Origin of the sequence: Pelomonas sp. KK5, from assembly GCF_001984095.1 — a bacterium.
GTDB lineage: Bacteria > Pseudomonadota > Gammaproteobacteria > Burkholderiales > Burkholderiaceae_C > KK5.
The window spans coordinates 1-557 of sequence record NZ_LYVQ01000547.1; the positions used below are offsets into that span (position 1 = coordinate 1).

A 557-nucleotide genomic window follows, 5' to 3' on the forward strand; every position below is an offset into this window, starting at 1 on the left:
GCCGGCATCAAGGCGATGAGCTCGGCCCAGATCCACGCGCTGAGCACCGACGACATCGTCGCGCTGACCAGCGCCCAGGCCGGCGTGCTCAGTTCCACCCAGGTGACGGGCCTGACGACCGACCAGCTCGTCCACTTCAGCACCGACGACCTGCGCGCGCTCTCCAGCGCCGCGCTGCGCGGCCTCTCCGGCGCCCAGCTCGGCGCGCTGGACAGCGACCAGATCGGCGCCCTCACCAGCGCCCAGGTGCGCCAGCTGACCACGGCCCAGATCGCCGGCATGGGCAGCGATGCGCTCAATGCGCTGACCAGCAGCCAGATCCCGGCGCTGACCAGCAGCCAGGTGGCCGCCATCGGCACCGCGCAGATCGCCACGATGACCACCGAGGACATCGTCGCCCTCGGCTCCGCCGGCATCAAGGCGATGAGCTCCGGCCAGATCCATGCGCTGAGCACCGATGACGTGGTGGCACTCACCAGCGGCCAGGCCGCCGTGCTCAGCTCCGTCCAGGTGGCGGGCCTGACGACCGACCAGCTCGTCAACTTCAGCACCGACGA

Annotated in this window: 1 pseudogene; it reads left to right on the plus strand. The window is 70.7% G+C overall.

What is annotated here, in order from left to right:
• Nucleotides 1-557 (plus strand): annotated as a pseudogene (locus tag B0W88_RS34210) (heme utilization protein); the annotation flags it as partial.